17 protein-coding genes and 1 pseudogene are annotated in these 24,639 nt (G+C 54.4%); 11 read left to right on the forward strand and 7 right to left on the reverse strand.

Annotated features, from left to right (window positions below; genetic code table 11):
• The first annotated feature begins 162 nt into the window (after window positions 1–162).
• The gene (locus IV433_RS04015; RefSeq protein WP_195813110.1) at window positions 163–1,806 is read left to right on the forward strand and encodes a methyl-accepting chemotaxis protein; all 1,644 of its coding nucleotides are present in this window, start codon (window positions 163–165) and stop codon (window positions 1,804–1,806) included.
• Between the two features lie 19 nt (window positions 1,807–1,825).
• The gene (locus IV433_RS04020) at window positions 1,826–3,157 is read left to right on the forward strand and encodes an ABC transporter substrate-binding protein (RefSeq protein WP_229893199.1); all 1,332 of its coding nucleotides are present in this window, start codon (window positions 1,826–1,828) and stop codon (window positions 3,155–3,157) included.
• A gap of 62 nt (window positions 3,158–3,219) precedes the next feature.
• On the opposite strand, the gene IV433_RS04025 is transcribed toward IV433_RS04020, so the two are convergent.
• Window positions 3,220–4,611 carry an aldehyde dehydrogenase family protein gene (locus IV433_RS04025; protein WP_195813111.1) on the reverse strand — a complete coding sequence of 464 codons (1,392 nt, stop codon included), beginning with the start codon at window positions 4,609–4,611 and terminating at the stop codon, window positions 3,220–3,222.
• A gap of 100 nt (window positions 4,612–4,711) precedes the next feature.
• Here IV433_RS04025 and ptrR point away from each other — a divergent pair, with 100 nt between their 5' ends.
• From ptrR to IV433_RS04040, 3 genes are all read left to right on the forward strand, one after another.
• The gene (gene ptrR, locus IV433_RS04030; RefSeq protein ID WP_195813112.1) at window positions 4,712–5,596 is read left to right on the forward strand and encodes a putrescine utilization regulator PtrR; all 885 of its coding nucleotides are present in this window, start codon (window positions 4,712–4,714) and stop codon (window positions 5,594–5,596) included.
• 536 nt (window positions 5,597–6,132) lie between these two features.
• Window positions 6,133–6,540, forward strand: coding sequence for an H-NS family histone-like protein (locus tag IV433_RS04035; RefSeq protein ID WP_152326686.1), 408 nt, complete (start codon window positions 6,133–6,135; stop codon window positions 6,538–6,540).
• Window positions 6,541–6,756: 216 nt separating this feature from the next.
• Window positions 6,757–7,290, forward strand: a complete 534-nt coding sequence (locus IV433_RS04040; RefSeq protein ID WP_195813113.1) for a cytochrome b — start codon at window positions 6,757–6,759, stop codon at window positions 7,288–7,290.
• Window positions 7,291–7,632: 342 nt separating this feature from the next.
• Here IV433_RS04040 and panE read toward each other — a convergent pair whose 3' ends face one another.
• The gene (gene panE / locus IV433_RS04045) at window positions 7,633–8,550 is read right to left on the reverse strand and encodes a 2-dehydropantoate 2-reductase (protein ID WP_195813114.1); all 918 of its coding nucleotides are present in this window, start codon (window positions 8,548–8,550) and stop codon (window positions 7,633–7,635) included.
• Window positions 8,551–8,733: 183 nt separating this feature from the next.
• On the opposite strand from panE, the pseudogene IV433_RS04050 reads away from it, so the two are divergent.
• Window positions 8,734–9,495, forward strand: a pseudogene (locus IV433_RS04050) (Fic family protein); the annotation flags it as partial.
• A 48-nt stretch (window positions 9,496–9,543) separates the two neighbouring features.
• On the opposite strand, the gene IV433_RS04055 reads toward IV433_RS04050, so the two are convergent.
• The 4 genes from IV433_RS04055 to rhaS (IV433_RS04070) all read right to left on the reverse strand — a co-directional run bounded on the left by IV433_RS04055 (window position 9,544) and on the right by rhaS (IV433_RS04070) (window position 14,138).
• Window positions 9,544–10,557, reverse strand: a complete 1,014-nt coding sequence (locus IV433_RS04055; protein ID WP_195813116.1) for an ABC transporter permease — start codon at window positions 10,555–10,557, stop codon at window positions 9,544–9,546.
• Window positions 10,554–11,567 (reverse strand): ABC transporter permease, encoded by a 1,014-nt coding sequence (locus IV433_RS04060; RefSeq protein ID WP_195813117.1) that lies wholly within the window; start codon window positions 11,565–11,567, stop codon window positions 10,554–10,556. The genes IV433_RS04055 and IV433_RS04060 overlap by 4 nt, the downstream gene beginning before the upstream one ends.
• Window positions 11,564–13,078 (reverse strand): sugar ABC transporter ATP-binding protein, encoded by a 1,515-nt coding sequence (locus IV433_RS04065; protein ID WP_195813118.1) that lies wholly within the window; start codon window positions 13,076–13,078, stop codon window positions 11,564–11,566. Before IV433_RS04065 ends, IV433_RS04060 begins: the two co-directional genes overlap by 4 nt.
• Window positions 13,079–13,145: 67 nt before the next feature.
• Window positions 13,146–14,138, reverse strand: a complete 993-nt coding sequence (gene rhaS, locus IV433_RS04070) for a rhamnose ABC transporter substrate-binding protein (RefSeq protein ID WP_195813119.1) — start codon at window positions 14,136–14,138, stop codon at window positions 13,146–13,148.
• A 400-nt stretch (window positions 14,139–14,538) separates the two neighbouring features.
• Between rhaS (IV433_RS04070) and rhaS (IV433_RS04075) the strand changes: the two genes are divergently transcribed.
• The 3 genes from rhaS (IV433_RS04075) (at window position 14,539) to IV433_RS04085 (ending at window position 18,312) form a co-directional block, all read left to right on the forward strand.
• Window positions 14,539–15,357: an HTH-type transcriptional activator RhaS gene (gene rhaS / locus IV433_RS04075; RefSeq protein ID WP_195813120.1), complete on the forward strand. Its 819-nt coding sequence runs from the start codon at window positions 14,539–14,541 to the stop codon at window positions 15,355–15,357.
• Window positions 15,358–15,570: 213 nt separating this feature from the next.
• On the forward strand, window positions 15,571–17,010 hold the full coding sequence (gene aldA / locus IV433_RS04080) for an aldehyde dehydrogenase (protein ID WP_195813121.1): 1,440 nt from the start codon (window positions 15,571–15,573) through the stop codon (window positions 17,008–17,010).
• Between the two features lie 210 nt (window positions 17,011–17,220).
• On the forward strand, window positions 17,221–18,312 hold the full coding sequence (locus IV433_RS04085) for a coiled-coil domain-containing protein (RefSeq protein WP_195813122.1): 1,092 nt from the start codon (window positions 17,221–17,223) through the stop codon (window positions 18,310–18,312).
• 36 nt (window positions 18,313–18,348) lie between these two features.
• Here the strand turns inward: IV433_RS04085 and IV433_RS04090 are convergent, their stop codons facing one another.
• Window positions 18,349–19,107 (reverse strand): alpha/beta hydrolase, encoded by a 759-nt coding sequence (locus IV433_RS04090; RefSeq protein ID WP_195813123.1) that lies wholly within the window; start codon window positions 19,105–19,107, stop codon window positions 18,349–18,351.
• Between the two features lie 753 nt (window positions 19,108–19,860).
• Here IV433_RS04090 and pqqU point away from each other — a divergent pair.
• Entirely contained in the window at window positions 19,861–22,014 is a 2,154-nt protein-coding gene (gene pqqU, locus IV433_RS04095) for a TonB-dependent receptor PqqU (protein ID WP_195813124.1), read from the forward strand.
• Between the two features lie 191 nt (window positions 22,015–22,205).
• Entirely contained in the window at window positions 22,206–24,599 is a 2,394-nt protein-coding gene (locus IV433_RS04100; protein WP_195813125.1) for a glucose/quinate/shikimate family membrane-bound PQQ-dependent dehydrogenase, read from the forward strand.
• The last annotated feature ends 40 nt before the right edge of the window (window positions 24,600–24,639 follow it).

Genomic DNA, 24,639 nt, shown 5'->3' on the forward strand with positions numbered 1-24,639 from the left:
AAATCGCCAAAGTCGTCATTGCGGCGCGGACACAGGCGACTGAAATAACTGACTAAACATTCTTCAACGCCTGCCGATAAACCGTGCAAAGGGCGATCATCCATTTTCCATGCGATGCTGACGCCTTCCTGTTGGATTACCGCTGTTATCAGAGGAATTGATATGGGATTTACCATCAAGAGCCGGTTGATTGGCATCGTGGGATTGTTGTGCGTTCTGCTGACTGTCGCCGCCGTCTGGGCCATTTTAGGGTTGCGCGCCGCCGATCAGCGGGCGATTTCGACCTACCGCACCGAGTTATTACCGTTACAGCATTCAGCAAAATTATACCGTCTGGCACAGATGCAATCGGCGACGCTGTTTGAATCGCTGCGCTACTGGACCGATCCGGCAGAAGTCGATCAGCGTGTCGCGCAGATTGATGCTTACGGCAGGCAAATTGCCACCGAGCGCAAGGCGTATGAAGCCACGTTTGCCGTGCCCGGCAGCGAAAAACTCCGCACCACTTTTCTCGATGACCCGAACGGTTATCAGGCCGCCATCAGCAATGCTGCAAAACTGGTCGCCGGAGGCAATCCGTCCGGTGCGCTGGTCATTATCGAAACGCGTCTGAAAAATGGCAGTCAGGCATTGCAGCAGGATATCGACGGACTGGATAACCTGATGCGAAACCATGCCGAAAACAATTACGCAACCAGTTCAGCGGCTTACGCCACGATGCGCAACAGCATGGCGGCGATCCTGGCCGTCGGTTTACTGGTCGCCGGGATTGCGGGCTGGTTACTGGTGCGTTCGATTACCGGCGCAGTACGTCGCGCACGTCGTCTGGCTGAATCCATTTCCGAAGGCGGCCTGAATCACCGTCTGGGCGCAATCCCGAAAGATGAAATGGGCGAACTGATGCAGGCGCTGGCGAAAATGGACGCTCGTCTCAGCGGCATTGTGCGCGAAGTCGGGGAAAGCGCGCTGGCGCTGAGCAGCGCAGCCGGGCAAATGGCCGACGGTAACAATGATTTGTCCTCGCGCACGCACGCGCAGGCCAGCTCGCTTGAACAAACGGCGGCGAGCATGGAACAGATGACCGCCACGGTGAAATTCAACGCCGACAATGCCGCGCAGGCCAGCGAACTGGCGCAGACCGTCCGCAAACAGGCGCAGCAGAGCAGCGGAATTCTGGACGATGCGGTGAACGCAATGCGCGACATCGAAGAATCCAGCAATAAAATTGCCGATATCAACCGTGTAATCGACGAAATTGCTTTCCAGACTAACCTGCTGGCGCTGAATGCGGCGGTGGAAGCCGCGCGGGCTGGCGAACAGGGGCGCGGTTTTGCGGTGGTCGCCTCAGAAGTGCGTCAGCTGGCACAACGTTCTGCCACGGCGGCGCAGGAAATCAAAACCCTGATCCAGACCAGCGTCAGCAAAGTCGATGCGGGCAGCAAACTGGTGCTGCGTTCCGGCGAAACGCTTCAGGAAATCAACGGCGGCATGGCGAAAATGGTGGAATACGTGGCTGACATCGCCGTCGCCAGCCGTCAGCAGTCCAGCGGTATCGATCAGGTCAATGTCGCCATCGTGCAGATGGACAGCGCGACGCAGCAAAATGCGGCGCTGGTGGAAGAGGCCAGCGCGGCCAGCCATACCGTGAACGAACACGCGGCGCGGCTGGTTGAGAAAATGTCGTTCTTCCATCTTCGTCCGTCAGCACAGCTTGCGCCAGGTGCCGTGGAAGGCGTGCTGGAACCGCTGCCTGCGCTGAATTCGCCGGAAACAGCGCCCCGTCAACCGCGTCTGGCGAATGCCTGAGCCGAAAAGGAGCACGAACATGTCAGGTCTCATGCCGGGTCTTTTTCAGCGACGGATCCTCAGTATTTTGCTGCCGCTGGCCTTTTGCGCCAGCGCGCAGGCGCAAACCGTGGTCAAAATTGCCACCATCGCCAACGGTGACATGACAATCATGCAGCAGATGTCCGGTGAGTTTGAGAAATCACACCCGGACATCAGACTTGAATGGCACGTCATGGACGACGGCGAGCTGCGCAAACAGGTGCTCAGCGACATGAACAGCGGGCAGGCGAATTTCGATGTGATCACCGTCGGCACGTATGAAGCGCCGCTGTGGGGCAAAAAAGGCTGGCTGCAACCGCTCAACAATTTGCCCGCTGATTACAATGTTGATGATTTGCTCAAACCCATCCGCAGCGCGCTTTCCTGGCAGGGCACGCTGTACGCCTTGCCGTTTTACGGCGAAAGCAGCATGACGTATTACCGCAAAGATCTGTTCGCGAAAAAAAATCTGACCATGCCGAAAAATCCGAGCTGGGATGAAGTGAAAGCGTTTGCGGCGCAGTTGACTGATAAATCACAAGGCGTTTACGGCCTGTGCCTGCGCGGGCTGGCGGGGTGGGGCGACAACGTGGCATTTATCACCACGATGGCCAATGCCTATGGCGCGGAATGGTTTGATGAAAACTGGCATCCGCGTCTCGACAGCGACGAGTGGCGTTCGGTGCTCACCGATTACGTGCAGATGATGCATGATTACGGCCCGCCGGATGCGAAATCCAACAGCTTTGGTCAGAACCTGAGACTGTTTGCGCAGGGCAAATGCGCGATGTGGATCGACAGCACCGTCGCCGCCGGAATGGTGATTAACCCGCAGATTTCGCCTGTCGCCGACAGCGCCGGTTTTGCACCCGCGCCGACGGCACTTTCCAGCAACGGTTCGCACTGGCTTTGGGCATGGGCGCTGGCCGTTCCGCAGCGCGCCAGCCACAAAGACGAAGCGCAGCAATTTATCACCTGGGCCACGTCGCAGGCGTATATTCAGGACGTCGCGAAAACCGTGGGCTGGGGCGCTATTCCACCGGGCAGCCGCTATTCTTCTTACGCGCAGGTGAAATACCAGAAACTCGCGCCTTACGCAGACGGTGTAAAACAGGCGGTGGAAACCGCGACGCCGGAACAGCCGACGTTATATCCCGTGCCGTATCAGGGCGTGCAGTACGTGAGTATTCCGGGCTTTGATCAGATGGGGGATGCGGTCGGGCGGAATATTTCGGATTTGCTGGAAGGCAAGAAAACGCTGGATGAAACGCTGAGCGCCAATCAGCAGGTGGTCACCACAATTTACGCGGCGACGTCGCAGGGAAATTAAATGCAAAGAATCACAGGATGATGAAATCCTGTGATTCTTGTTTTAACCACCGGCTTCAGTGATTACTTGCGGTCAGTCCAGACCGTCTGCACGTTGCAGAATTCACGCAGGCCGAAGTGCGACAACTCGCGGCCATAGCCACTTTTCTTCACGCCGCCAAACGCCACGCGCGGATCCGATGCGCTGTATCCGTTGATGAACACGCCGCCGGTTTCCAGTTCTGCGGTCATCTGCTTTGCACGTTCTGCATCAGCGGTGAAAATCGTGGCGCTCAGGCCAAAATCGCTGTCATTGGCCAGCTCGACCGCGTGGTCTGCGTCACGGGCAACCGTAATCGCTGCGACCGGCCCGAACAGTTCCTGACGAAATGCCGTCATTTCCGGTGTAACGTTGCCGAGAATAGTCGGTGCGTAGAAGTTACCGTTTCCGGCAATTTTCTCACCGCCCAGCAGCAACGTCGCGCCTTCGGACAGGCTGTCCTGAACCTGTTGATCCAGCTCATCGCGTAAATCGAAACGGGCCATCGGGCCGATATAAGTGTCGTCATCCAGCGGATTTCCTACGACCAGCGCCTGGGTAGCCGCCACAAATTTCGCAGTAAACGTGTCGACAACGCCTTCTTCAATGATCAGACGTTTTGCTGCGGCGCAAACCTGCCCGGTGTTCTGATAACGTCCGGCGACGGCGGCTTTCACCGCTTCGTCGAGACTGGCATCGTTCAGAACGATAAACGGATCAGACCCGCCAAGTTCCAGCACGCATTTTTTAACCTGTTTGCCTGCCAGTTCCGCAATCGCCGCACCGGCACGCACGCTGCCGGTGACCGTTACCGCCACCACGCGCGGATCGGCAATCAATGTGGCAACGGCCGGTGTGCCGACATTGATCACGCCAAACGCACCCGCCGGGAAACCGGCTTTCAGCACGGCCTGTTTCACCCGATATGTGGTGCCCATGACGCTCGGCGCAGGTTTGAGCAGGAACGTATTCCCCGCCAGCAAGGCCGGAACCGCGCCGCGCAGGATCTGCCAGACCGGGAAGTTCCACGGCATAATCGCCAGAATCATGCCGGAAGGGCGGTAATGAATGTGCGCCTCGCCGTTATCGACAAGAGTCGGTTCCGGTGCCAGCATCGCCGGGCCATTTTCGGCATACCATTCGCACAAACCGGCGGATTTCTCCACTTCGGCGCGCGCCTGTTTCACCGGTTTACCCATCTCAAGAGAAATACTGCGGGCGATGTCTTCGCTGGCCTCGCGCAGTGCGGCTGCCAGGCGGATCAGAAGGGCCGCGCGTTCATTGACGTCTGTTTTGCGCCACTGTTTAAATGCAGAAAAGCCCTGCGCAACGGCGGCTTCAAGTGCCAGATCGGTGTCGTACGCATAATCTGCGATGCGTTCGCCGTTAAACGGATTGACTGAGATTGCATGTGTGTTCGAATTTGCTGTCGTCATTTCGGTGTCCTCGTTAAGCCAGTGCGTTAAGAATAGAGGCTTGCACGACTTAATAAAAATGAATAAAAATAAGCAAACCGTTCACTTTTTGAGAAAGCCTATGAACCTGTCCCAGCTTGAGATGTTCCGCGCCGTGGCTGAAACCGGCAGTATCAGCGCCGCCGCGCACCGCGTTCACCGCGTGCCGTCGAACCTGACGACGCGCATCAAACAGCTTGAATCAGAACTGGGCGTGGAGCTGTTTATCCGCGAAAACCAGCGCTTGCGGCTTTCTCCTGCGGGCAGGAATTTTCTCAGTTACAACAACCGCATTCTGGATTTAGTCGAAGAAGCGCGCGTGTCGGTGTCCGGCACTGAGCCGCAGGGAATTTTCTCGCTCGGCGCGCTGGAGAGCACGGCGGCGGTGCGCATCCCGGCATTACTGGCGCGCTATCATCAGGAATTTGGCAAAGTTGAACTGGCGCTGAGCACCGGTCCTTCCGGCGAACTGCTGGATAAACTGGTGGAAGGCGAGCTGGAAGCGACGTTTGTCGACGGGCCGGTTTTGCATCCGGTACTCGACGGGATCCCGGTTTATCAGGAAGAAATGGTGATTGTGGCACCGCTCAATCACGCGGCGGTGACGCGGGGGAAAGAGGTTAACGGCGAAATTATCTATGCGTTTCGCTCGAACTGTTCCTATCGCCGGCATTTCGAAAGCTGGTTTGCCGATGATGGTGCCGCACCGGGAAAAATCTACGAGATGGAGTCATATCACGGAATGCTGGCGTGTGTGATTGCGGGCGGCGGCCTGGCGCTGATGCCGCGCAGTATGCTGGAAAGTATGCCAGGCAGCACGACGGTCAGCGCCTGGCCGCTGGCAGATAACTACCGCTTTCTGACGACGTGGCTAATCTGGCGCCGGGGAACGCTGACGCGCAATCTGTCGGAATTCGTCGGGATGGCGAAAGTCGCTGCGGTCAGCCTTCAACCGTCTGTAAAATAACCTGCCAGTCGAGCGCCAGCTTGAGTAACACGCAGGCGGCGCAGACAAAAAAAATGGTTTTGAACATAATATGAGGGAAATCCTGTTTGTGACCGAAGTCACAGTCTAAGGCGAAAATTGTTAAATCGCGCCATATTTCTTGTGCAGGAAATGCGTTCAGGCGGGGAAAAATCGGATAATTCTATCAAAACGCTATTTTCCCCGTGGCGGTTCGCACGAAAAGAAAAGAACTTGTGTCAATCGTACATAATAGCAACATCGGTTATTCACGCTGCGATACTATTAAGAAGATGCCTAAATTTAGGTTAATAATTCGCAACCTATTTCAAGAGGCTAAAGCGGAAAGTGGATAATTTTATTTATTCTCAGACAGCAAGCCCTTATAAAAATAGCGTATTAACATTCAATGAAACTAAACGGCAGGCAAAGGAATTGTGTAATCGGTTGTAATATTATCCTGACGCAATTGATATCATTATTTGTTTGTGTAGAATCAGTGTCACTAATTTAATGATACCCCCTAAAGTGAGCACATCATGGACAACGCGTTAAACGTTTTGAATAATATCCGTACACTTCGGGCTCAGGCTCGCGAAACCCCATTAAGCACTCTGGAAGAAATTCTGGAAAAACTGACCGCTATTGTTGAAGAATCCCGCGAGAACGTGAAAGCACGCAGCGCGCAACAACAAGAACGTGATGAGAAATTGCTGAAATACCGCGAAATGCTGGCAAATGACGGCATCGCAATTGATGACCTGCTGGGCCATCAGGCGGCGAAAGAAACCACCAAAGCAAAACGTAAGCCGCGCCCTGCGCTGTATGAGTACACCGACACTGACGGTTCCAAAAAAACCTGGACCGGCCAGGGTCGTACTCCTTCAGCTATCAAAGCCGCTCTGGATAAAGGCGCTGCGCTGGAAAGCTTCCTGATCGCGCGTTAATTAAATCGTGATGTGTTGGGGCGTTACCTGTCAGGTTATGAACCGGGCAGGTAGCGTTATCCAACTTCTCAGCTTTTTAATCTCTTATTCATTTACTGCAAAGGCTGTTAATTTTTCTTTCCACGGATCCTTTCCTCCGGCGCGTTAACCGCCGTCTTAATGTAAGCTTAAGTCTCAACAAGTAAGGTAACGGTAACTTTGTTTACCGGAACTTCTATGCGTACCCGATATTCTTATCCGCAAATTGTGCTGCACTGGCTGGTGTTTGTTTTGGTCGTTCTGACCTATACCACGATGGATATAAAAGACGCGTTCGCCAAAGGTTCACTGGTACGAGAACTATTAACGCTTACGCATTACAGCCTGGGATTTTGCGTATTATTTCTGATGTGCGTACGCCTTTTTGTTCGCGCGATGTACGTCACACCCGCCATTAAACCCGCTCCGCCGCGCTGGCAACATTGTTTGTCGGCCATCACGCATGGCTTTGTTTATCTGATGTTTATTGGTTTACCGGTTCTGGGCATTTTGTCGCAATATTTTGGCGGCCATGACTGGACGATGTTTAACATCAGAATGCCTAAAAGCTATCTGGCCGATCTGCCATTACAAAAACAGTTAAAAACCCTGCACGAATGGCTGGCGAATGCCGGATATTATCTGATCGGATTGCACGCTTTCGCTGCCCTCTGGCACCATTACCGCCGCCGCGATAATACGTTGATACGTATGTTGCCGGGGGAGAATTAGCGGGCAATAAAAAAGAGAATCCGAAAGAATAAAATTTCCCGCGGTGGATTTTGTACTGGATATCACGTCAGGCGGTTTATTGAAATAACCTGTTTTATTTATACAAGTGACTGAATTTATGGCTCAACTTAACTCAAATTAAAGCCATGAAAGATATGCCAGAAAAATGAGTTCGTGCGATTTGTAGCCGGGTGCGTGAATTTGAGTTGATCACCTCCCCGCAGGTCGCCTGTTTGGTGTCAGGCCGCAAACCGAAGCACCACAAAATTCCCGCCTTTTGGCGGGTTTTTTGTTTTTATCGTTTGAAGCTTCTCTGGCCTTCAGATTTGACAGATTCAGACATTATTCGCGGTTCTTCTGATACACACACAAATGCGTATACGCTGCCTGTAAAAGCGGAATGCTGATCCCCACACGCGTTGCGCGTTCGACTAAATCACCAATAATCTGGTCGGCTTCGATAGGATATCCCTGCGTCATATCGCGATACATCGACGACGTTTGCGGCGAATTTTTGTCGGTCACCGCTTCCCTGACTTTTGCCACCGCCGCCGCGCGTTCCGCGTAGCCAAAGGCTTTCATGGTCGTTAATGCTTCGCTCACGATGGCCTGCGCGAACTCCGTTCCGCCCGGCGCAGAGGCGACCTGACCGATGTTGCCGCGCATGGTGCATGTGATGGCGCCGAAGCTTGAAAGCAGCAGCCACTTCTCCCACAAATCGCTGATGATGGTTTCTGAAAGGATGGCATCGATACCCGCGCTCTGAAATGCCTGATCGACTTTGAGAATGCGTTCGGTTTTCTCGCCGGAGAGCTCGCCATAGATAATCTGGTGCAGTGGTGTCATCTGGTGGATATGGCCGTCGGCATCCAGCGTGGCGTTGATTTTGCACAGTCCGCCGATCAGCGCGTGTTCACCAAACCGCTGGCTGAGCGTTTCCATATGCTTCATACCATTGAGCACCGGCATGACCAGCGTATTTTCGCCCACGACCGGTGCGATATCCTTGATGGCTGCTTCCAGCCCGAAACTTTTCACCGTCAGCAGAATCAGATCATAAGGGCCGGTCAGCTGAGAAGCTTGTACCACGGCGGGTTGCAGGTGAAAATCACCGTGCGGGCTGTGAACTGTCAGTCCGTCTTTCTCCACCGCCAGCGCGCGCTTCTCGCGCAGTAAAAACGTCACGTCCTGCCCGGCCTGAGCCAGTCGCGCACCAAAATATCCGCCCGTCGCACCCGCGCCTACCACTAAAATCCGCATATGTTTTCCCCATTGTTTCAAGACATTCAGAAACCAAGCTGTGGGTTTAAACTACGGGAGTCATAGCCTTTTAATCAAGAGGCGGCGGCACAAAGGATTCAGTGGCTGGAGAGAAAAGAAGAATTTTTGATGATTTTGTCGCGTGATACTATTACGCATCACTATTTCTAAAAGGAGCACTGAATGGCAGGTTATCAGCCACCGTACAGTATTACGCCTGCCATTCTGAACCGGGTCGTTGAGGTTGGGGAATTACTCGGGCGCTGGGCCGCGCATGCGGAACAATCATCGGTGCTGCTGCGAAAAGAAAACCGCATCCGGACCATTCAGGCTTCACTGGCGATTGAACATAACAGCCTGTCCACCCAACAGGTGACGGCTATTATGGAAGGCAAGCGCGTGCTCGCGCCGCAAAAAGATATTCAGGAAGTTCGTAACGCGATCCTGACTTACGAACAGCTACCCATGTGGAAAAGCTATGTTCTCGACGATGTCCTGAAAGCTCACCGGCTGATGATGACCGGCCTGGTGGATGCACCGGGCCACCTGCGTAGTGGTGATGTCGGGGTTTATCGCGATAATCAGCTGATTCATATGGCGCCGCCGGTCGGGCAGCTTCCGCGCCTGATGGCCGATTTGCTGAACTGGCTGAAGGAAACCGAGATTCATCCGCTGATAGCCAGCTGTATTTTTCATTACGAATTTGAATTCATCCATCCGTTTGCGGACGGCAACGGAAGAATGGGGCGGTTGTGGCAAACGCTGATCCTGAGCCAGTGGCGTCCTGAACTCGCCTGGCTGCCGGTTGAAACCCTGATCCATAATCAGCAACAGGATTATTACCGCGTATTGGGTGAATGCGATCGCGCCAGTGACTGCACGGCATTTATTGCATTTATGCTGGAAAAACTGGTTGAAGCATTACGCGAAGGCATTGAAACCCAACTCTCTCCCCACAATCCCCGCCCGTAAGCGGGAATTGCAGGCCAGACGCTATTTCCCCCGCGCTGCCATAATCCTCCGGTAGAGCACCGGCAGCGAAATCACTACAATCAGCATCGCGCCGACGATGACTGACATCACGATCCCCGGCACGTTGAGCAGGCTGAGGCCGAAGGTCAGCAGGCCCATCAGGAAGGCGGCAATAATGACGCCGGTCATGCTGCCTGAACCGCCCAGCACGCTGACGCCGCCGAGCACCGCCATCGTAATCACGCTCAGTTCCCAGCCAAGCGCCAGCGTCGGGCGCGTACTGCCGAGCCGTGACGTCAGCAGAACCGCCGCCAGCCCGGACATCACGCCGACCAGCACAAACAGCGTCAGGTTGTGGCGCTTCACGTTAATGCCGGAATACCAGGCCGCCACCGGATTATTGCCGATGGCGTAGGTACGGCGTCCAAAGTTGGTTTTGTGTAGCAGGAAGTAAAAGACGGCACCCAAAACCAGAAATAACGCGAACTCAAACGACAGCGGCCCCCAGACATAACCCTGCCCGAACCACGCAAAGCTGGCCGGATATTTATTCAGTGACTGATCGCCGAGCAGCACATACGTGATGCCACGGAACAAGCTCATGGTCCCGATGGTGATCACAATCGATGAGAGATTCAGGCGTGTCACCAGCAGCCCGTTAATCAGCCCGCACAATAATCCCACGCTCAGCCCGACGCCCACCAGCGCCGGTGTCGGCAGCCCGGCCTGCGCACAGAATCCCATTATGGTGGAACTCAGCGCCATCGTTGAGGCGACGGATAAATCGATTTCACGGGCGATAATCAGCATCGCCATTGGCAGGACAATAATGGCCTTTTCCGTGAAATTGAACGTGGCGTCCGACAGATTCCAGATATTGAGGAAGTACGGCGAGGCGAGGGCGTTCACCACGAACACCAGCAGCGTCACCCCCAGCAAAAAAACCTCCCAGCACATCAGGCGGCGGAAGAAAGGTGTCACGGCCATCGGCGCACTTTCCCGTGCAGGTGTGCGCGAAGTTAAGGTCTTATTCATGATCTGGCCTCTGATTCAGGTCCTGATGCGTGGACGGAAGGAGAATGGCGTAAAATCAGTCTTCCTTTACGTTTATTGCCGCGTTCGTTGAGGATCACCGCGATAACAATCACCGCGCCAGAAATGGCCATCTGCCAGAACGGCGACACTTCAATCACTGGCAGGGCGTTATTGATGACGCCGAGGAACAGCGCGCCGAGCAGGCAGCCGACCACTGAACCGATGCCGCCCATGGTGCTGATCCCGCCGATGACGCAGGCGGCGACAATCTGTAATTCAAAGCCGTTAGCGACGTCCACGTAGGCGACGGCAAAACGTGAAATCCACAGATATCCGCAGAAACCCGCCAGCGCGCCGGAAAGGCAGAAGCTGATGAACTGCATTTTGCCCGCGTTGATGCCGGTGTAATACGCCGCCGTGGCATTGCCGCCTGCGGTATACAACGCGCGGCCTGTGCGGCTGTAGCGCAGGAAATACGCCACCAGAATCAGCGCGACAATCGCGCACCAGCCGAGCAGCGGCAGTCCAAGAAACGGTGCGCGCGGCAGGCTGAGGAAATCCGGGCTCATCTGATGGGCGTTAATCCAGCCGCCGTTCGAGAGCAGGAAAATAATCCCGCGATAAATACTCATGGTGCCCAGCGTCACCACAATCGGCGGAATCCCCACTTTCCACACCAGCAGGCCATTAATCGCGCCCATGATCAGGCCGAGAACCGTCGCCAGCACGACCAGCGACCACACCGGAATGTCAGGGTGATGGAAGTTGATCAGCGCAACAATCATGCCGGTGAGCGCCAGATTAGCGGCCATCGACAAATCAATGCCTTTGGTCAGCAGCACCATCATCTGACCGAGTGCAAGAATGATCAGAATCGAGGTGTCGTTGAACATCTCCAGCAGGTTTCCGGCGCCGATAAATTCAGGTGAGCGTGCGCCGACGCCGAGCACCATCAGGACAATCACCACCGCCAGCAACAGCTCACGGTACTTGAGTAAATTCTTGATCATGCCGCCTCCTCGCCCGCGCCGCTGGCGGCACTGACAATCATTTCGGCGGTCGCGTCACCCGCGTTGAATTCCGCCACCATCAGCCCTTCGTGCATCACAATAATCCTGTCCGCCATGCCCATAACTTCCGGCAATTCGGAAGACACCATAATCACCGCCAGCCCGCGTCCGACCAGCTCGGACATAAACTGGTGCACCGCTGCTTTCGAACCGATATCAATCCCTTTGGTCGGTTCATCGAGAATGATGATGTCCGGCTGCGTCGCCAGCCATTTTGCGATCACCACTTTTTGCTGATTACCGCCGGAGAGCGTGCCCACCGGCTGTTTCCAGCTCGAGGCTTTCACCTGCAACCGGCGCGCATAATCGTCGGCCAGCGCCCACTCTTTTTTATCATTGAGCACGCCGCGCGGATTGAGCTGGCTGAGCTGCGGCAGGCTGATGTTCTGGCTGATCGGCAAATCGATAATCGCGCCTTGTTTCTGGCGCTCTTCCGGCACGTACACAATGCCCGCGCGGATAGCCTGAGAAGGGCGGGTGAAATGATGTTCTTTGCCATGGATCAGAATCTTGCCGCCGCCCGGTTGTGTCACGCCAAACAGCGCCTGCATCAGCTCGGTTCGTCCCGCGCCAACCAGCCCGTAGAACCCGAGAATTTCGCCCTTGCGCAGTGAGAAACTGATGCCCGCAAATTCGGTCGGATGGCTGAGATTCTGCACCTGTAACACCGTTTCACCCGGTTCGCAGTTCACTTTCGGATACGCCTGGCTGACTTCGCGCCCGACCATCATCGTCACCATCTGCGGCTCGCTGATATCACAGATTTTGCCGGAGCCGACATAACTGCCGTCGCGCAGCACCGTGTAGTAATCGGAAATCGCGAAAATTTCGTCGAACTTGTGCGAGATAAACAGGATGGCTTTTCCTTCGTGTTTAAGGCGTTCGACAATCTGATAAAACTCCACGATTTCATGCTGCGACAGCGCCGCCGTCGGTTCGTCGAGGATCACCACCTGGGCATCAAACGACAGCGCGCGGGCAATCGCCACCATATGGCGCTGCGCGATGCTCAGCTCTTTCAAAATGGCATGCGGATCGATGTTCACTTCCAGACGCGTCAGAATATCGCGCGCCTGCTGATGCATCGCCGGCCAGTTCAGCCGCTTAAAAATCCCGCCGTAAACGTAGTGGCCGACGAAGATATTTTCGGTCACGGAAAGTTCGTCAAACAGCACGGTTTCCTGATGGATGGCGGTAATACCGACTTTATGCGCGGATTCCGGATTGGGCAGTTTTATCGGAATCGCTTTATAACGCAGCTCGCCTTCTTCCGGCTGATAAATGCCGGTCATGACTTTCACCAGCGTGGATTTACCCGCGCCGTTTTCGCCAATCAGGGCCGTCACTTTTCCCGGATACAAATCCACATGCACGTTATTCAGCGCCCTGACACCCGGAAAGACCTTGCTGATGCCCTGTAATGACAAAAGCGGAGTCGTGGAATCTGTCATTTCGTTTCCCCTGTCTGGCTAAGCACAACAAAACGGCTCACCGCAAAACGATGAGCCGCCGTCAGGATCAGAATATTTTCGAGAATTTGTCGATGTTGCTGGCGTCGTAAACAAACGGTTCAGCCATCGCGCCGCTGCCGTCCGCGTCCAGTTTCACTTTACCTAAACGCCCCATGCTGGCTTCGGTTTTGGTGGCGGTGCCTTTGACCAGATCGTCGGCCAGATAGGTTGCCGCGTAGCCAAGATCAATCGGGTTCCAGATGGCAAAACTCTTGGTCGCGCCGGATTTCACCGCGCCCGCCATTTCAGACGGCAGACCGAGGCCGGTGACGTAAACTTTGCCGATTTTGCCCTGATCTTTCACCGCCTGTGCGGCGGCCACAATCCCGACCGAAGACGGGGAAATAATGACTTTCAGATCCGGGTAAGATTTCAATAAGCCGATAGTTTCGCGATAACTTTTATCTGACAGATCATCGCCATATGCCACAGTCACCAGATTGACGGAAGGGTACTTTGGCAGCACCTTTTTCATCTCGGCAATCCACAGATTCTGGTTGGTCGAGGTCGGTGTGGCGCTCAGTATCGCGACATCCCCTTTTTCGACATTCAGCGCTTTCAGTGCATCGGCGGCCAGTTTGACGTTGGTTTCGCCAATCAGCGCATTGTTGGACGGATTCAGGTGGATCTGACGGCCCTCTTTGGCGACGCCGGAATCCCAGGACACCACTTTAATGCCGCGCTGCATGGCTTTTTTCAGCACCGGCACCAGCGCGTCCGGGTCATTGGCGGAAACCGCAATCGCATCAACGCCCTGTGCAATCAGGCCGTTCAGCACTTCAATCTGCGCTTCGGCGGTGGTAGTGGTCGGGCCGGTGTAAATCACTTTCACATCGCCCAGCTCTTTCGCTGCCTGCTGCGCGCCAACGTTTGCCGCTTCAAAGAAACCGTTGCCCAGTGACTTTGCCACCAGCGCAATTTTCACTTCTGCCGTTGCCGCGCCTGCCAGCAGGATGCTGCTCGCGATCAGGGTGAGGCTCAGTACGTGTTTTAATTTCATTGTTTGTACTCCGTATAAGTCTGCATAAAGTTTAACGACCAAAAATTGCCGACGCGCCAGGCGCATGATCACGACTCTAGGAGGTTGCTGAGGATCTGACCTTTCCGCGAGTGCCAGTTCTGCGCTAACTATGGCAAAGCTGCAAAGGTTTAAGAGAACAACCTCACAAATTGATAACAATCTTGTGCAGACCCACGGAAATGCCCCGAAAAAAACCGATTTCGTGCCGGGAAAAACCGCACTGAAAGAGGGCGTAAACCTGCGTCATACGCCGGATTGCGCAAGATTGTGCCGGGAAAGAAAGGTTTTGTTCAAAAGCGGCTGGCAGATCACAATTTCAGCCCGATGGCGGCGTCAGTGACGACTAAGATATTACGATAATGTTAATAAGGAGTCGGAAATGACCGTGTTACGCAGTAGTGATTATTTCCCTTCAGGAAATTTCCCGGTCGCCATTGAACCCCGTTTCCCGCAGGAAACTTTTCCTGAGCATCATCACCAGGATTTCAACGAAATTGTGCTGGTCGAACAGGGCACCGGGACGCACGTTTTTAATGACCATCCGCTGATCCTCAGCGCAGGCAGCGTCTGCTTTGTGCGCCACTGCGACCACCATCTTTACGAAGATACCGACAATCTGCATCTGACCAACGTCCTGTACCGTGGCCCGAATGCGTTTCGTTTCCTCAACGGCGTCAGCGATTTATTGCCGCAGGAAGTGGATGGCATTTATCCGGCACACTGGCGCATCAGCCCGAATCAGGTGACGCAGGCCAAAACGCTCATCGACCTGCTGGCGCGCAAAACCGTCAGCCAGACGCCGGAATCGCAGGCTCAGCATGAGCTGTATTTTATGCAGCTTTTATTGCTGCTGCGTCAGGGCAGCCGTGATGTTGGTTATCGCGGGCAGGGGGGCGACCTGAATAATCTGCTGGACTGGATGAACGAGCATTATGACGAAGAGATCAACTGGCCGGTGCTGGCGGAACAATTCTCCATGTCCCTGCGCACGCTGCATCGCCAGATGAAACAGCAAACCGGCTGCACGCCGCTCAATTACCTCAACCGGCTGCGCCTGCTCAATGCGCGCAACATGCTGCGTTTCAGCGACAGCTCGATCACGGACATCGCCCATCAGTGCGGTTTCTGCGACAGCAATTATTTCTCAACTCTCTTTAAGCGCGAATTTGGGTATGCGCCGCGCAGCATCAGGCAGTGATCTCCGCTCTTCTTAATAACCCCCTCTGATTTGCAAAAATGTTATGTCGGGCAGACCGACCATGACATTTTTGCCATTTCTCAAAACGAACTGGCAATCACGGAAAGGTAAAAACGTCACGGATAGAACAGGCTGTTAGAACTTTACAAAAAAGAGCTTATTTTTTAACAACTCGTTCATCATCCCTCTATCCGTTCTTTGGAGATTTCTGACATGGGCACAGTTCAAAAACGTATGTACATCAACGGCGAATTCGTTGAAAACACCGGCGGTAAATGGATTGACGTGGTCAATCCGGCGACAGAACAGGTGATTTCGCAGATCCCGGAAGGCTCTGCGGAAGATGCGAAAAAAGCCATTGATGCTGCCGAAGCCGCGCAGCCTGGTTGGGAAGCCTTGCCTGCGGTGGAACGTGGCGTGTGGCTGCATAAAATCGCCGCCGGGATCCGCGAACGTGAAGCCGAACTGACCGAAACCATTATTGCGGAAGGCGGCAAAACCTTCGGCCTGGCGCAAACCGAAGTGCTGTTTACCGCCGATTATCTCGATTACATGGCCGAATGGGCGCGCCGTTACGAAGGCGAAATCATTCAGAGTGACCGGCCAAACGAAAACATCTTTGTGTTCCGCAAAGCCATCGGCGTGACCACCGGCATTCTGCCGTGGAACTTCCCGTTCTTCCTGATTGCGCGCAAAGCCGCACCGGCGCTGATCACCGGCAATACCATCGTGATTAAACCGAGTGAAATCACGCCGAATAACGCGGTGATTTTCGCTGAAATCATCCACAAAATCGGCCTGCCAAAAGGCGTGCTGAACATTGTGACCGGCTACGGGCCAACCGTCGGACAGGAACTGGCTGCCAACCCGAAAGTTGGGATGGTCAGCCTGACCGGCAGCGTCGCCGCCGGTATCGCCACCATGACCGCCGCCGCGCAGAACGTGACGAAAGTGTCGCTGGAGCTGGGCGGTAAAGCCCCGGCCATCGTGATGGACGACGCGGATTTGGATCTGGCCGTTAAAGCCATCGTCAGTTCACGCGTGATCAATACCGGGCAGGTGTGTAACTGTGCGGAACGTGTTTACGTGCAGGAAGGCGTGTACGACGAATTCATTTCGCGGATCAGCGAGGCGATGAAAAAAGTGACCTTCGGCAATACCGCCGAGCAAAAAGAGCTGGATATGGGGCCGCTCATCAGCGGTGCGGCGTTAAAACGCGTCGAGGACAAAGTGGCGAAAGCCGTTTCACAAGGCGCAAAAGTGCTGCTGGGCGGCAAACGTCACGACGACAAAGGCTTCTTCTATCAGCCGACGGTGCTGGTGGATGTGAAACAGGACATGCAGATCATGCACGAAGAAGTGTTCGGCCCTGTGCTGCCGGTCGCGACATTCAAAACGCTGGAAGAAGCCATCACGATGGCCAACGACAGCGAATACGGGCTGACGTCTTCGATCTACACCTCCAATATCAACACCGCGATGAAAGCGCTGAAACAGCTGAAGTTCGGGGAAACCTACATCAACCGCGAAAACTTCGAAGCGATGCAGGGCTTCCATGCGGGCTGGCGCAAATCCGGCGTCGGCGGCGCAGACGGCAAACACGGCTTGCAGGAATATCTGCAAACCCATGTCGCGTATCTGCAATTCCATTAATTCCCGCATGAAAACAGCCGGAGCCGGGGGAAACCGTGTTTCGGCTTTTTTATCTTAAGACTACGGCCACTAATCCTTCAAAACATCCGCTTAAAATAACTTCGATAAATAAAACAAATCCTATCTGATACAATGAGTAATTAGAATCTGATGCACCTAAGGTCTGCATCATGCGTGTCCTGAATACATCCTGCGAGCGAGCACGACAAAATGAGCGTGATACAGAGCCTTATCAAACAAGCATTTGGAACCGGAAACAGTAATGAAGCCGCGAGCTTTCTGGCGAGCGCCTGTAACCGGATGAAGGCGATGGACAAAACCACCATCGCCCGCGAGGTGGAAAGTGCGCTGAAAGGCGTCAGTTTCGGCCGCTCTGATGCAGATAAGGCAAAGGTTAAAACCGTTTTTAAAGACACCGCCGTCACGCTGGAAAGACTGGCCTCGCTGGAAAAACAGGTGCGCAGCCTCACTAACGAACTGGCCGTTGCGCGCAATAAACCGGCCACCGTTAATTCTGCCAGTGGTAATACAGAAGAAATCGGGCGAATGAGGGATGAAGCATTTCGCCTGAATGCCCGGATTTCTGAGCTGCAACGTCAGGCTGAAATTCAAAGGATCCAGCACGCGGATGAACTGGCGCTGCTCCGTTCACGTCAGCGCAACGCCGGGGCTTCGACCTCGGCTGAGCTGGACGCCGCCAATAAGCTGATAAGTTACACCGGCAGCCAGATGGCTGCGATGGCGGCCGCGCGCGATAAACTGCAACAGCGTTTAAATCAGATGGAAAGTGATACAGAACACCGCGTCGGCGAAGAAGAAAGTAAACGCCATGCCGCTAACCGTCGCGCCGATGGCAATTACGCGCTGCTCGAACAGCAAAAAGAACTCACTTGCGAGGCGAACCGGAAAATCGCCCAGCTGCGCGTCAGCCTGAAACGCGAAGAGTTTGAAGGGCAGTCAGCGAAAGAGAATCTGGTGAAATTGAAAAAGCTGCTGGCCGAACGGGATGACGAAAACGCCCGTTTAACCGAAGGTTTTCGCCAGAATGAAGAAGATTGCGAAAGGTTAGGCAACGCGCTGGAACGCACGCAGCAGGAGTTCGCGGCGTACAAAGCTAAAAAAGAACGTTTCAGCCGATGGATCCACATGCCCGGCGCCATGATGGGCATCGCCGTCTCGGCGGTCATACTCTATACCGGCGCCCAGCCGGGACATCTCTATGACAGCCTCGCCCCCGCCGCCTTCCTCGGCTGCGTGGTGTACGCGCTATCCCACATGATCGCGTACACCCGAAAAGCATAACCTCCGTAAAAGCCGGTTTTCACCGGCTGAACAGGCTTATTTCACTGCGCCTTTCGCCGCCTGTTCGATCAGTGCGGCCACTTCTTTTGGATGTGACTCGTACACGGAATGGCTGGCGCCCGCGATTTCAACGGTGTGGCTGTGAGCGCGTTTGGCGTACATCCGTTCTAAATCCGGGTTAATGATCTTGTCGGACTTCGCGACCATGTACCAGCTTGGCTTCACCTTCCATGCCGGATCCGGGATGTTGGCGGTGAACACGCTGGCGGATGTCAGCATCTGCGCCTGCGCTTCGAATTCGGCTTGTTTAAGAGGTAAATCGGCGGCGAAGTCAGCGGGGAAATTCGCCGGGTTGATGTAAAGGAAACCGTCCGGCGTTTTGGCAAAAGGGTGCGCGGAGTTCGGGAATTTCTTGCCGTTTATCGCTTCGGTTTCGCCGTTATCCAGGGCATGCGCCGCGATATAAACCAGCCCCGCGACGTGCGGATCGTTACCCGCTTCCGTAATAATCGCGCCGCCATAGCTGTGACCGACCAGGATCGCCGGGCCGTCTTGCATATCTAAAATACGTTTGGTGGCAGCGACGTCTTCCGGGAACGACGTCAGCGGTTCCTGTACCAGCGTCACTTTATAACCGTCATGCGTCAGGATGTCGTACACCGGACGCCAGCCCGAACCGCCGACAAATGCGCCATGAACCAGCACAATATTTTTGACCGGCGCGGCCAGTGCAGCCTGAGAACCGAACGCGGCTGCGGCGGCAACCAGTAATGTAGAAGCTAAACGTAAACGCATGGCATGACCTCTTTGCTTTAAATCAGAAGGAACATCGGATGTGTGATTCACTCTGAGCCCGCGGCTCTGACAGGCGGGTGACGGCTTAATGACAAAAACGTCATGTGTGAAAACGTTTTCCCTCATCAAATCTGCGCGTCACCCGTCATCCGGTTCTATTTGTTTTGTAAAGGCAGGGCGGGGCCATATATCGGAACATTGCGCGTACGAAAATGCCGCGACTTATTCCCGCTTGCGTAAATCGTGGTCTATATTCATTCAGTAAGCGGAATTTTCTGAGGGAAATGAAACAGGATATTCCGAATTATGAGGCGCTATCTGAACAGAATTTATCGTGTTCTCAGGCTATGCAGGTTTTTTATAAATTACTTTTTAATCAATGCCTTGAATTTACTGTAACCGCTACCATGATAAATAATTAATAACCCCGTCGTTATCGGGTTAATTTTCATGTGAAACAAGCCGTTTATTTCATATGGGAGAAAAAACGCCACTGGTTGTATATACACGCAGGTTTTGCGCGGAGATTTAAAATGAGAATGGCCCTCAGATGTACTCTGCGTGCGGTATTTTGTTAAAAAGTTATATTTGTAAAGTTGCGTATGTACTAACAGGAAGAAAAAAACTATAGTGACGCTCTTCACCGCTCTCAATCAGATTGGTCGATTTGTGTCTACTTCTAATGTCTAAAATTGAGATGTGCGTCGTCTTTTTTGACTCAGCCTTTTAACTTAAAACAAAAGAACTCATAAAGTGAACGCCAAAACCTCTGCTTTTATCATCACGTTTTTATCAGTTTTGAACCCAGTATCAGTCAGTTACGCACAGTCAGCGCCGGGCACTTCCGCGAAAGATTCCGACGATTCGTCAGATTCTTCTTCGCTGATGGTCATCAGGCGTGAAAGCACCGGCGGATTATCCGAGCTGGATACCCCTGCGGCGGTGAGCGTGATTGATGGCGACGATTTCAGAAACAGCAAAGCGCAGGTCAACCTGTCTGAAAGCCTCGGCAGCGTTCCGGGTTTACAGGTTCAGAACCGCCAGAACTACGCGCAGGATTTACAACTTTCCGTTCGCGGATTCGGCAGCCGTTCCATGTATGGCGTGCGTGGCGTGCGCATCTATGTCGATGGCATTCCGGCCACCATGCCAGACGGGCAGGGTCAGACCTCCAATATCGACCTGAACTCGGTCGACCGCGTGGAAGTGCTGCGCGGCCCGTATTCAGCCCTCTACGGCAACTCTTCCGGCGGTGTCGTCAACGTGGATACCCAAACCGGTTCCCAGCCCGCCAAACTTGAAGCCGGCACCTATTTTGGCAGTTACGGTTCTTTCCGTAACAGCGTAAAAGCCAGCGGCGCAACCGGCGACGGCACGCATGCGGGCGACGTGAATTACCTGATTTCCGGTTCGCGATTCACCACCGACGGCTACCGCGACCACAGCGGTACGCAAAAAAATCTCGGTAACGGCAAACTGGGCGTGCGTATCGATGACGCCAGCACCCTGACGCTGATGTTTAACAGCGTGTCCGTGGATGCGAACGATCCGGGCGGTCTGACCGAATCCGAATGGCACGACAACCCGAAACAGGCGACCCGCGCCGATCAGTACAATGCGCGTAAATCGCTGGATCAGACGCAAGTCGGCCTGCGCTACCAGCGTCAGATGGGCGAGAACGACGAGTTCAGCCTGATGACTTACCACGGCGAGCGTCACACCACGCAATACCAAACCATTCCTGCCGCGTCGCAGAAAAACCCGCTGAACGCAGGCGGTGTGATTGTGCTGGAGCGTAAATATTCCGGTGTAGATACACGCTGGAAACATGACGATCAGATAGGTTCCGTGCCGTTCTCCGTCACCGGTGGCCTGGATTATGAAACCATGACCGAGCGTCGTTTCGGTTATGAGAACTTCGATTCTGATGGCGATCTTGGCGTGAAGGGCAATGAACGCCGTAACGAAAAGAACGTGATGTGGAACCTGGATCCGTATCTGCAAACCACGTGGAACCTGACGCCACGCTGGACGCTGGATGTCGGCGCGCGCTACAGCACCGTTAATTTCGATTCAACGGATTACTACATCACCGGCAGCAACCCGGATGACAGCGGTTCACGCCGTTATCACAAACTGTTGCCGATGGCGTCCCTGAACTTCGCGGTGACGCCAACGCTGAATACTTATATCTCTGCGGGCCGTGGTTTTGAAACTCCGACCATTAACGAGCTTTCTTACCGCACTGACGGCAAGTCTGGCCTGAACCTGGATCTGAAACCGGCGACCAGCACAACGGTTGAAGTCGGCAGCAAATGGCGCGTCGGTAACGGTTTAGTGACCGCCGCCGTGTTCCAGACCGATACCGATGACGAGCTGATTGTTGCCGAAAGCGTCGGGGGCCGTTCGAGCTACATGAACGCCGGGAAAACCCGTCGTCGCGGGCTGGAGCTGTCATTAGATCAGCAATTCGAAGAGAACTGGCGTCTGAAAATGGCCTGGACCTTGCTCGATGCGACATTCCGCAACGAAACCTGCGGCGCGGGCGACTGCACGCCAGCGGGTAACCGTCTGCCGGGGATCGCACGCAACATGGGTTACGCCTCGCTGGAATGGGCACCGGTTGACGGCTGGCACGCGGGCGCGGATGTCCGCTACATGAGCGATATCGAAGTCAATGATGAAAACAGCGAGCAGGCGCCGGCCTATACCGTCGCCAGCGTGAGTGCGGGTTACCGCTTCAACTGGAACAAAGTGACGCTCGACCTGTTCACCCGCGTCGATAACCTGTTCGACAAAAATTACGTCGGTTCCGTGATCGTCAACGAAGGCAATGGCCGCTATTTCGAGCCTGCACCTGGCAGGAACTACGGTGGCGGAGCTACGCTCTCTTATAGCTTCGAATAAGTTTTATGTTTTCAATCAGTCAAAGAAGTCCGTTTTAATTTTGTAAAAAAGTACCCCCGCGAAGCTGCCAGACGCCTGCACGTGTTAACGCTGGCAGCATTCGCAAGGCATGACGCCCGTGTAAACCGGGTGTTCTTGAAGATTCAGCGCACCTGAATCGACGATTATAAAAATCTGTAAGGTCATCAACTATGGAAACGAAAGCCTCGTTATCACGCATCGTCGTAATAATTACCGCTTTGTTCGCCGCGTTAAGCGGGATTTATCTTTTAGCCGGCGGTATCTGGCTGGCGAAATTAGGTGGTTCTATTTATTACATTATTGCCGGTGTGATTTCGCTGGTCACCGCGTGGCTGCTGTTCCGCCGTCGCTCTTCTGCATTACTGCTTTACGCCGTGTTCCTCTTCGGCACCACGATCTGGGCTGTGTGGGAAGTGGGCACAGACTTCTGGGCGCTGACACCGCGTCTGGACGTGACCTTCTTCCTCGGCCTGTGGATCCTGCTGCCCGTTGTGTATAACCAGATGATCGCTAAGAACGCTTTCGCACGCGGCGCACTGGCGCTGTCGCTGGTGTTCACCGTGATCGTTCTGGGTTATTCCATCTTCAACGACCCGCAGGTCATTAACGGCACGATTAAAGCGGCAGATTCTGCGCCTGCCAAATCGGATTCCGGCATTCCTGACGGTGACTGGCCTGCCTATGGTCGTACTCAGGGCGGTACCCGTTACTCGCCGCTGAGCCAGATCAACGACCAGAACGTGCATAAGCTGGATGTGGCCTGGACTTTCCGTACTGGCGACCTGAAAACAGCCAACGATCCGGGTGAAATCACGGATGAAGTGACGCCAATCAAAATCGGCGACATGCTTTATCTGTGTACGCCACACCAGAAACTGTTTGCTCTGGATGCTGCGACCGGTAAAGAGAAGTGGAAATTTGATCCGCAGCTCAAGCCGAACCCGACTTTCCAGCACGTCACCTGCCGTGGTGTGTCTTATCATGAGACCACGCCAGCCGCGCAAGGCACCGAAACCAACGGCGCAGCGCCTGCGGTTTGTTCACGTCGCATCATTCTGCCTGTCAACGATGGCCGTCTGTTCGCACTGGACGCTGAAACCGGCGCACGTTGCCCGGCATTCGGTAACAACGGTGAGCTGAACCTGCAAAGCAACATGCCTAACGCGGTTCCTGGCCACTACGAACCGACTTCACCGCCAATCATCACTAAATCTGTGATCATTGTTGCCGGTGCGGTAACCGATAACAACTCAACCCGCGAGCCTTCTGGCGTGATCCGTGGTTTTGACGTTGAAACCGGTAAACTGCTGTGGGCCTTCGATCCGGGCGCGTCTGATCCGAACAAGCTGCCTGCTGAAGGCGAGCACTTCGTGGCGAACTCCCCGAACTCATGGGCTCCTGCGTCATATGACGACAAACTGGATCTGGTTTACCTGCCAATCGGCGTAGCGACTCCGGATATCTGGGGCGGCAACCGTACACCAAATATGGAACGTTTCGCGAGCGGCCTGCTGGCGCTGAACGCCTCCACCGGTAAACTGGCGTGGTTCTACCAGACTGTTCACCACGATCTGTGGGATATGGACGTTCCGGCTCAGCCAACGCTGGCTGACATCACCGACAAGAACGGCAACAAAGTTCCTGCGATTTATGTACCGACTAAAACCGGTAACATCTTCGTGCTGGACCGTCGTGACGGTAAGCTGATTGTTGATGCGCCTGAGAAACCTGTTCCGCAGGGCGCGGCGAAAGGCGACCACGTGTCTCCGACTCAGCCATTCTCCAAACTGACTTTCCGTCCTGAAGCCAAACTGACCGGCAAAGACATGTGGGGCGCAACGATCTACGACCAGCTGATGTGTCGTGTGATCTTCCACAAACTGCGCTACGAGGGGACGTTCACGCCGCCTTCAGAGCAGGGCACGCTGGTATTCCCGGGTAACCTGGGGATGTTCGAGTGGGGTGGTATTTCTGTGGATACCGACCGTCAGGTGGCTATCGCTAACCCGATTGCTCTGCCGTTCGTGTCCAGACTGATCCCACGTGGCCCGGGCAACCCGATCGAGCCAGATGCTAACGATAAAGGCGGTTCCGGTTCTGAGTCTGGTATCCAGCATCAGTACGGCGTGCCTTACGCGGTAACCCTGAATGCGTTCCTGTCTCCGCTGGGCTTCCCATGTAAACAGCCTTCATGGGGTTACATCTCCGGCGTTGACCTGAAAACCAACGACATCGTGTGGAAAAAACGTATCGGCACCGTGCGCGACAGCTCACCGGTTCCGCTGCCGTTCAAAATGGGTATGCCAATGCTGGGCGCACCGATTTCTACCGCCGGTAACGTATTCTTCATCGCGGCAACCGCAGACAACTACCTGCGCGCGTTCAACATGAGCAACGGTGACAAACTTTGGGAAGCCCGTCTGCCAGCAGGCGGCCAGGCAACCCCAATGACTTACTCTGTGAATGGCAAACAGTACGTTGTTATCGCAGCCGGTGGTCACGGATCGTTTGGCACCAAACTGGGCGATTACATCATCGCTTACGCACTGCCAGACGAGAAGTAATCCGCGTTTGAAGAAAGTGTGAAATGAATGGAAAGGCCGC

The organism is Rahnella laticis (assembly GCF_015644585.1).
Taxonomy (GTDB): domain Bacteria; phylum Pseudomonadota; class Gammaproteobacteria; order Enterobacterales; family Enterobacteriaceae; genus Rahnella; species Rahnella laticis.

Bases quoted from the DNA above. Each gene is read 5' to 3' on its own strand.
- panE (WP_195813114.1), bottom strand. From the start codon at position 8,550: ATGCGGATTTTAGTGGTAGGCGCGGGTGCGACGGGCGGATATTTTGGT.
- IV433_RS04025 (WP_195813111.1), bottom strand. From the start codon at position 4,611: ATGACGACAGCAAATTCGAACACACATGCAATCTCAGTCAATCCGTTT.
- IV433_RS04020 (WP_229893199.1), top strand. From the start codon at position 1,826: ATGTCAGGTCTCATGCCGGGTCTTTTTCAGCGACGGATCCTCAGTATT.
- IV433_RS04090 (WP_195813123.1), bottom strand. From the start codon at position 19,107: ATGCGTTTACGTTTAGCTTCTACATTACTGGTTGCCGCCGCAGCCGCG.
- IV433_RS04040 (WP_195813113.1), top strand. From the start codon at position 6,757: ATGCGTACCCGATATTCTTATCCGCAAATTGTGCTGCACTGGCTGGTG.
- IV433_RS04035 (WP_152326686.1), top strand. From the start codon at position 6,133: ATGGACAACGCGTTAAACGTTTTGAATAATATCCGTACACTTCGGGCT.
- aldA (WP_195813121.1), top strand. From the start codon at position 15,571: ATGGGCACAGTTCAAAAACGTATGTACATCAACGGCGAATTCGTTGAA.
- IV433_RS04055 (WP_195813116.1), bottom strand. From the start codon at position 10,557: ATGAATAAGACCTTAACTTCGCGCACACCTGCACGGGAAAGTGCGCCG.
- ptrR (WP_195813112.1), top strand. From the start codon at position 4,712: ATGAACCTGTCCCAGCTTGAGATGTTCCGCGCCGTGGCTGAAACCGGC.
- IV433_RS04060 (WP_195813117.1), bottom strand. From the start codon at position 11,567: ATGATCAAGAATTTACTCAAGTACCGTGAGCTGTTGCTGGCGGTGGTG.
- IV433_RS04100 (WP_195813125.1), top strand. From the start codon at position 22,206: ATGGAAACGAAAGCCTCGTTATCACGCATCGTCGTAATAATTACCGCT.
- rhaS (WP_195813119.1), bottom strand. From the start codon at position 14,138: ATGAAATTAAAACACGTACTGAGCCTCACCCTGATCGCGAGCAGCATC.
- IV433_RS04015 (WP_195813110.1), top strand. From the start codon at position 163: ATGGGATTTACCATCAAGAGCCGGTTGATTGGCATCGTGGGATTGTTG.
- IV433_RS04085 (WP_195813122.1), top strand. From the start codon at position 17,221: ATGAGCGTGATACAGAGCCTTATCAAACAAGCATTTGGAACCGGAAAC.
- rhaS (WP_195813120.1), top strand. From the start codon at position 14,539: ATGACCGTGTTACGCAGTAGTGATTATTTCCCTTCAGGAAATTTCCCG.
- IV433_RS04065 (WP_195813118.1), bottom strand. From the start codon at position 13,078: ATGACAGATTCCACGACTCCGCTTTTGTCATTACAGGGCATCAGCAAG.